Raw genomic sequence first — 7299 nt, 5'->3', positions numbered from 1 at the left:
CCCAAATGATCCTAAGACCATTATCTAGGAATATCTCAGAGCGTCCAAGTTATAAACATTCTGAATGCAGGTTTTTTTGTGAATTTATAGGCTAAATGAAAGAGCCTAAATATAGTATACGAGGAGTCCGTGTGGTGAGAAATAAAAATAGAATGATTCAAACGCCGGACCTGCCGGAACAATTGGATTCCATAAACTTCACGCATCTGACAGATCAGTCCTATTACGAAATGGGCGCCATCGATTCGCCAATTGGGACGGTACATGCCGAACATGTTCGGTTTGACCAGATCCATTTCCGGAATGTCACCTTTAGTGAAACAGAGTTGCCTTATTCCCAATGGCTTGATGTTTTGTTCGACAACTGTGATTTTTCTGGCGCAAAACTCAATGGGGCGAGGTTTAACCGCGTTGAATTTCGCAACTGCAAACTGACCGGTACCGATTTTGACCAGGCTGTTATGCAGGATGCGACATGGACGAACTGCCAGGCCCCATATGTTCTCTGTAACCTGACCGCATTTCGGGATGTGCAATTTGACAATTGTTTATTAAAAGGCGCCAACTTTATCGATGCGTCACAGGATAACCTACAGCTTGGCACATCAGACATTCAGGACGTGCAGTTCACTGGTACATCACTCAACAATATCGACCTCAGCCAATGCCGGTTCACACATATACACGCGGGTGAGCAGGAGCTGCGCGGTGCAGTGATCGCACCTGAACAGGCGGCCGGGTTTATTGGGTTATTTGGGGTGAAGGTGAAGGACGATTAGAAACGCTTTACATACCCGGGTTGATAACAGATGCGGGTTACCAAAGTCTTAAAATGACCACAACTTATCATATAAATTGATGGTCATTCGAGAATTCCGGATCTGAACTAAACTAAGCCAATGATGTTAAGCGCTTTGTCTGATCATCGTGTTAATTTTTTCGGATATGTTTTCAAAAGTTGTATCCAGTGACACAGCCAATTCCCTGAACATAATGCCTTGTATATAAGCCAGAAGTTTCCGGTCCTGATCATACACTCTGCTTTTATCCTGGTCTACCTCAAGCTCTTTCCGCATTAACGTATTGGCCACCATGGAAATCTCCTGACGGTCACCTGTATTGACAAGATTGTTATATTTTTTGTTGCGCTGTCTTGCATTGTCTATCCATTGAATACCCGGATTTTGAAAAGATTGTATGACCCTTTCCGCTTCGTCCTTTTCCATAATCGTCTGCATCATGGACGGATCACCATCGACAGGTGCATTTATCGTTAATTCCGGCTCCTCAATCGGATGCATGACATAATACGTCCGCGCTACCTTGCCGTAGCTTTTCTCACATATGTCATCAATACGGCATAAACCATGCGTGGAATAAATCATCAAATCGCCAACATTAAACATTCGGTCGCCTCCAACCATAAAATTGTCAACCTAGTTTACATTATAAGTATACGCCACTTTTTCAGGAATGTCAATTAAGTTGACAATGCAGAGTATGTTTTGTATAGTAAACACCGAAAAAACCGATTGGGGCGATCATGTTGGACGATAAATTAAAAGACCTTGATTTAATTGATGTACTGAGCGAGCGTCATCTGCAGCTGCGAAAAGTCATCGAACAATTATGGAATACCAACAGTGATATGAATCTATCAAATTCTGAATGGTTCATGATGGCACGAATCTATCAAAAGCAACCGACCATTGCATATGTTTCGCGAAATGTGGACATCTCCAGGCAGGCGACGCATAAATTGATCAAAAAACTTGAAGAAAAGGGATTAGTGGAAGTCAGCAATGTCAGGGATAACAAAAAGGATAAATACATCCGGTTAACCGATTTAGGTGAAGCGTGTTATGAAAAGAACGAAGCATTGAAGGCGGACCAGGAAAGAAAAATCGCTGACAACATCGGCCATGAACAATTTCAGCTTCTTAACGATATTCTAAAAGCTGATTGGGGTATGTGAATAACCATTGCAACCGTTTAACGGTGAATAGAATTGAGACGATGACTGCCGGTACAACCATTATTCACCAATACGGCTCCTCTCCATTTGATAATTTTAATATAAATGGATAGAACCCAAGGATGATCAGAACTAACATGACAGCCATGGTCAGTACCATACCCACTGAAAAATCCAACCAGGCGTTAACCGGGAGCAACATCACCGGAAGCAGCCCAAATATACCGCTCCTTATTCTTGACGATGTCGACTCATATTGCTTTTGGCCACAGTGCGGACAACGCAATTTGAAAATTGTTTTAATCGTCTGTTTCCAAGTCCATTTGTTACCACAGTTTTGACAAATTGGCATGTAAACCCCCCGCTTGCTGATACCTTTCCTTCTCCCCCGATCCCCTCAGCTAATGATACTCCTTCAGCAAATTGGAAACCGCTATAAAACATAATCCGGCAGCAGTGACAATGTACGCTACCAGTTCATTGCCAACCAGTTGATTAAATCCCATCAACCCGTTGAGAAAGAAATATCCGATAGAAAATATGATTAAACCAGACCAAAATAAAATTTTTCGAGACACTGGACTCATTCCTTATGAATTTTTCCCTGCTACTAGTTTCGACAAAAACGTGATAATTCCTTTAAAAAGGTGCAATTCTGTGAAAAAGAATTGCACCTACTTGAACGCTGTTTTTTCATTTGAAGGTTACGCTTCGTCCAGAGATTCCGGAGTGGCCTCTTCCTCTGTTGAAGCGTCATCTTCATCAGATCCTTTGGCGGCTGAGGCTTCCTGATAATATTTTTCCTTTTGTGCGCCAAAGTGATCAGCGTTCCCACGGGATACATAGCTTTCAAGCATCGCCTTCAGATCCATGCCGGTCGTTTCCTTCAGCGATTCTTGAATGCCAAGCATCGTTGACGTGACATTGTTGGCGACTTTTGATGAACCGCCCTGCGAATCACTGCCGCCCATATCAATTACTTTCATATCCTTAATTTGAGAAATTGGTGCGGAAACTTTTTCGGCATACTCAGGCAATACGTTGATCAGCATTTCCATCATCGCTGCTTCCCCGTATTGTTCCATTGCTTTGGCCATGCGTTCTTTGGACTCGGCTTCGGCAATACCGCGCTGGCGAATGACTTCAGCTTCGGATTCCCCTTTGATACGTTCTTTTTCCGCATCGGCCTCAGCCGCTTTCGTTGTTTTATAAGCCTCTGCATCAGCGATTGAGCGGCGGCGTTTATTTTCTTCTTCTTCCAGTTCAACTGCACGCTGCTTCTCGATGTATTGAACCTTCAATTCCTCATCCTTCACCTGCTGGGCGAGTCGCTGCCGCTCCAGTTCACCAGCTTGTTCAGCGTTCGCCCTGGCGCGATTGGTTTCTTTTTCAAATTCAGCTTCCTTAATATTCTTTTCATTTTTGGACTGGGCAATCGCTGTCAGGCGGCGGTTTTCTTCATCCTGTGCTTCCTGATCATTCTGCGCCTGGTAAATACGGGTTTCCTTCTTCGCATCGGACTCGGCCTGGTTCGCCACCTTCTGCACTTCCGCAATATGCGGACGTCCCAGTGCATCGATATAGCCATTTTCAACATCGACATCCTCCACGTCATTTAAGGCAAACGAGGTGATTTCAAAGCCCATGCCTTTCAGGTCTGCCTCCGCAATCTTTTTCACCTGTGTATTGACCTCTTTAAAATCGTTATAAATCTTTTCAATGGACAGCGATGCAATGATTGCACGCAAATGGCCGTTTAATACATCTCTTAATTCATCTTCCCGCTCCTTCTGCTTTTTCCCAAGAAATTTCTCAGCAAAATTAGCCATAATTGCCAGCTCGCTGCCGATACTGATGACAGCCGTACTGACAACGCGTACCGGGATCCCTTCCTTGGTATAAGCTTTCTCAGAATCAACCTGCAGCTGAAAGGAGGTCAAATCAATCGGTGTGGCAGTCTGGAACATCCGCAGGCGATACCCGCCGCCACGGATGATTTTGACTGAACGGCCATTTTCATCCTGGAAGACATTCCGCTCTTTTTCCGGATCACCCAGCTTCGGTCCGGTGACAACAAGTGCTTCATTCGAACTCGCGGTTTTATAGCGGAGCCTGAAGATAATAAACCCAATGATCCCCCCAATAATCACGACAACGCCAACAATGGCAAGGATCATTAAAACTAATGCATCTTGAAACAACATCAATCCGCTCCCTTATAAGTTATGAATCCAGTCCAGCAATCTATGTAAATGGACCTATATCTGTAATACGATAACAAACCATCAAACGTTTCACTATTCATATATTTTCAACCTAAAAATTCCCCACTTTCATCTTATTCCAGTAAGATGGGATATAGAAGAAAAAATAGCTGTTAATCCTTTGAATTACGCTGATAATCTTATGAAAATCCATGAAAAAGCTGCCGGCCCGAACGCCAGCAGCTCCCGTTCATATCAATCGTTGGATCTCCCCTGTACACCCGGCCGTGACAGATCGCGTTTATTGACCCAGACGCGTTCCGGATTGGCATTTTCCGGGAATTTGTCGCCTGCTTTCATGTCAACCTGCTTTGGATCCTCCACATTGCTTCCTGTCTCGCCTTTCTCAATGTAAGCGCCATTATTCGGCGCTTTTTGGCCCCCGCGGAACCTGGACTGCTCGCCCATGATCATCACTCCTTCTGCTTAGTTACCCTTATTGTGGTTGATATGCCGCACAATATAACCTTGGAAGCAGAAAAAGCTGTTTTTTTGCGGGAGAAATGCATCCTGGCCACTTTCAACTGTCATTTCTCATTTGACCGGTATCCAGATCTCAGAATATAAATCCGGGCTCGACGGATCTTCGTCGGTATAAACCTCCAGCTCCGGAGTTCCGGCATGTTTATAGCCGCTTGATGGAAACCATTCCGAGAAAATGTGTTTCCATACCGTTTGCATAGCATCCGGCATCGGACCGTGAACTTCAAAGACTGCCCATTTGGATGCGGGAATTGTTAATGTTGATAATCCATCAGGCTCATCGCCGTCATGAGCGGTGGCTATCCAATAATCAATTGCTTCGGAACTTTTATCAATGCAGACGCCCAACACGCCCGTAATCGGTCCATTATTCAAACTGAAAAGCAACTCATCGGTCCCATCACCATTCACCGCATCCCACATTTTTGGAATCTCCGCAAGATTCTTCTCATTCACCAATGAAAACGTCCGCTTGATCCCTGCAATTTGAAATCGTTCCCGTTCAACAACTCTATATTGCATCGGTTCTACTCCCTTCAAATTCACCTGTATCACCAGGCGATTATACGATGTCAGCTTTCCCGAATGCCTTCGCGCTTCACTTGGCGACATACCATGCTGCCTGCGAAAAGCCTTCGAAAAAGCCTCAGGTGTGTCATAGCCATACTTAAGGGCTAAATCAATGATTCTGGCATTTGATCGCGACAACTCATCAGCAGCCAGTGTCAATCGCCGGCGCCTGAGATATTCACCCACCGACATATCCGTCAATACCGCAAACAGGCGCTGGAAATGAAACACCGACACATTCGCCTGTTCAGCAATACGCCCGATTGATATATCATCCAGCAAATGTACTTCCATGTAATCAATCGCCTTCTGCAACGATTCAACCCACATCATATCGCTCACCCCTTGAGATCATATTAGCAAGGATTCGGGAAGTCATCCTGTCATGCTGTGCTTTGTTGGGACTAGTTAGTGGAGTGAAAATGTCAAGTGTCCAATAGAGGCCAGCATATTATTGTATTTCATTTGGTTAACGCCTTCCAATTGGATTACCACTTTTTTCACTATACAAAGATTTGTTCTAAAATCCTCCCTCAGCCAAACACGGTGACAAATAAGTTATACATCGAATGAATGATAATGACCGACCATAGGGATCCCGACTTTTTATATACATAACCAAATAGAACACCAACAACAAAAACATTGACGGTTGTACCGATCACATAAGGGAATTGAAACAGGCCTTCGTATATCCAAATCGGAAAATGAATCGACACGAACAGCAGGGAAGTGATGATGTTCGCCTTCCAAAAGTTAAACATCTCCATACATTTGTTTAAAATAAACCCTCTGAAAACAATTTCTTCTGTAATGCCAACGATAATAATCGTATTAAGCCATTCATCAAATCCCAAATCCAGATTGATACCGTTTCCCAATATGAGCACATTGGCCATCAAAAAACAGACTGCCAGTGCCAGCGTGAACCAGCCCGCCCATTTCAAACCTTTAGAGACGTTCACGCTCAGTCCCAAATACGTTAGGGGATTTCTTTTTTCAACAGCTGTAACTAGCCATAAAACAGGCAGCACCCAGACAACGATTTTAATACCAGCTGAGGTAATAGCCGTCAACACCGGCGGCATCATGTTGATGTACTGAACCAGCCATAACTCCCTAAGGCACCAAAGTAAAAAGAATATCATGAAATACAGCCAGATATAATGTCGTTTAGTTATCCCAAAAACCTCCTTCGCCTCCTCAGATATCTCAGCGAATTGATGTCTTTACGCCCATTTTTCCACTATCTTATGGCCGATGGGTAATGTATCACTAGCCACAATGCCCACCTCCCTTCATGAAGACAGTGACGCTTTAAATACATAACTCACTTTGTCATAACCCATTTTCTTTTCATAAAAACGATGTGCATCCATCCGTTTCAACCCGGATGACAGGGCAACCGCTTCGTAGCCATTATCCTTCCCCCACTCATGAACAAACGACAGCAAATGTTCTCCATATCCATGAGACCGCTTGTCCTCACGTGTAACTAAATCACAAACCCATACAAATCTCCCGTAATAAAGCGTGACCATCGGTTTAAATCCTGTCACCGCAACGATCTCACCTTGATCAAATAATGCAAACAGATGGTACATATCTATTGCTTTAGCTTCAGTTACCAGTTCAAGATAGGTCGTTTCATCAAGATGAGGACGCAGCTGCTTCATGACTGAAAATGCATGCAAAATATCATACTGTGTTTGAAGTTCTTTGACGGTTAATGTCATCGTGTCACGTCTCCTTTGCCGATAGTCTTAGGAAGCCACCCATTTCCTGCTTGGCCTGACGTGCTTCTATTATGACACAAAGTCACGTGTCATGATGGTGAATTTTAAAATAAACAACTGCAAATTTTAAAGACACAGTCAACGAGTGTTTATGGCAAAATAAAATTACATAATTCGGCAGCCTAAAAATACACAACTGCCAGGATAAAAAAGAGCCTTGCCAGTCATCCCAAAATCTAATAACCTCCTACATGTAAAGTCCAATAAACAT

At 43.7% G+C, this 7299-nt stretch carries 9 protein-coding genes; 2 read left to right on the top strand and 7 right to left on the bottom strand.

What is annotated here, in order from left to right; genetic code table 11:
- Positions 1 to 134 precede the first annotated feature (134 nt).
- Positions 135 to 779 (top strand): pentapeptide repeat-containing protein, encoded by a 645-nt coding sequence (locus E4U82_RS18910; protein ID WP_167751497.1) that lies wholly within the window; start codon positions 135 to 137, stop codon positions 777 to 779.
- 126 nt (positions 780 to 905) lie between these two features.
- Here the strand turns inward: E4U82_RS18910 and E4U82_RS18905 are convergent, their stop codons facing one another.
- Positions 906 to 1406 carry a CarD family transcriptional regulator gene (locus E4U82_RS18905; RefSeq protein ID WP_135111798.1) on the bottom strand — a complete coding sequence of 167 codons (501 nt, stop codon included), beginning with the start codon at positions 1404 to 1406 and terminating at the stop codon, positions 906 to 908.
- 137 nt (positions 1407 to 1543) lie between these two features.
- On the opposite strand from E4U82_RS18905, the gene E4U82_RS18900 reads away from it, so the two are divergent.
- Positions 1544 to 1975, top strand: coding sequence for a MarR family winged helix-turn-helix transcriptional regulator (locus E4U82_RS18900; protein ID WP_425339545.1), 432 nt, complete (start codon positions 1544 to 1546; stop codon positions 1973 to 1975).
- A gap of 64 nt (positions 1976 to 2039) precedes the next feature.
- Here the strand turns inward: E4U82_RS18900 and E4U82_RS18895 are convergent, their stop codons facing one another.
- The 6 genes from E4U82_RS18895 to E4U82_RS18870 all read right to left on the bottom strand — a co-directional run bounded on the left by E4U82_RS18895 (position 2040) and on the right by E4U82_RS18870 (position 7028).
- On the bottom strand, positions 2040 to 2327 hold the full coding sequence (locus E4U82_RS18895; RefSeq protein WP_135111796.1) for a TIGR04104 family putative zinc finger protein: 288 nt from the start codon (positions 2325 to 2327) through the stop codon (positions 2040 to 2042).
- Between the two features lie 352 nt (positions 2328 to 2679).
- Positions 2680 to 4179 (bottom strand): flotillin family protein, encoded by a 1500-nt coding sequence (locus E4U82_RS18890; RefSeq protein ID WP_245183658.1) that lies wholly within the window; start codon positions 4177 to 4179, stop codon positions 2680 to 2682.
- 255 nt (positions 4180 to 4434) lie between these two features.
- Entirely contained in the window at positions 4435 to 4647 is a 213-nt protein-coding gene (locus E4U82_RS18885; protein WP_135111795.1) for a YjzC family protein, read from the bottom strand.
- A gap of 126 nt (positions 4648 to 4773) precedes the next feature.
- Complete coding sequence (locus tag E4U82_RS18880; RefSeq protein WP_135111794.1) at positions 4774 to 5625, bottom strand: AraC family transcriptional regulator; 852 nt, start codon at positions 5623 to 5625, stop codon at positions 4774 to 4776.
- 200 nt (positions 5626 to 5825) lie between these two features.
- The gene (locus tag E4U82_RS18875) at positions 5826 to 6368 is read right to left on the bottom strand and encodes a CPBP family intramembrane glutamic endopeptidase (RefSeq protein WP_167751495.1); all 543 of its coding nucleotides are present in this window, start codon (positions 6366 to 6368) and stop codon (positions 5826 to 5828) included.
- Positions 6369 to 6590: 222 nt separating this feature from the next.
- Positions 6591 to 7028, bottom strand: a complete 438-nt coding sequence (locus E4U82_RS18870) for a GNAT family N-acetyltransferase (protein WP_135111792.1) — start codon at positions 7026 to 7028, stop codon at positions 6591 to 6593.
- Between the last annotated feature and the right edge of the window lie 271 nt (positions 7029 to 7299).

Origin of the sequence: Lentibacillus salicampi (assembly GCF_004565465.1) — a bacterium.
In the GTDB taxonomy this organism is placed as follows: domain Bacteria; phylum Bacillota; class Bacilli; order Bacillales; family Amphibacillaceae; genus Lentibacillus; species Lentibacillus salicampi.
Note: the sequence above shows the minus strand (reverse complement) of the source record. Positions and strands in the feature narration are given on the sequence as shown.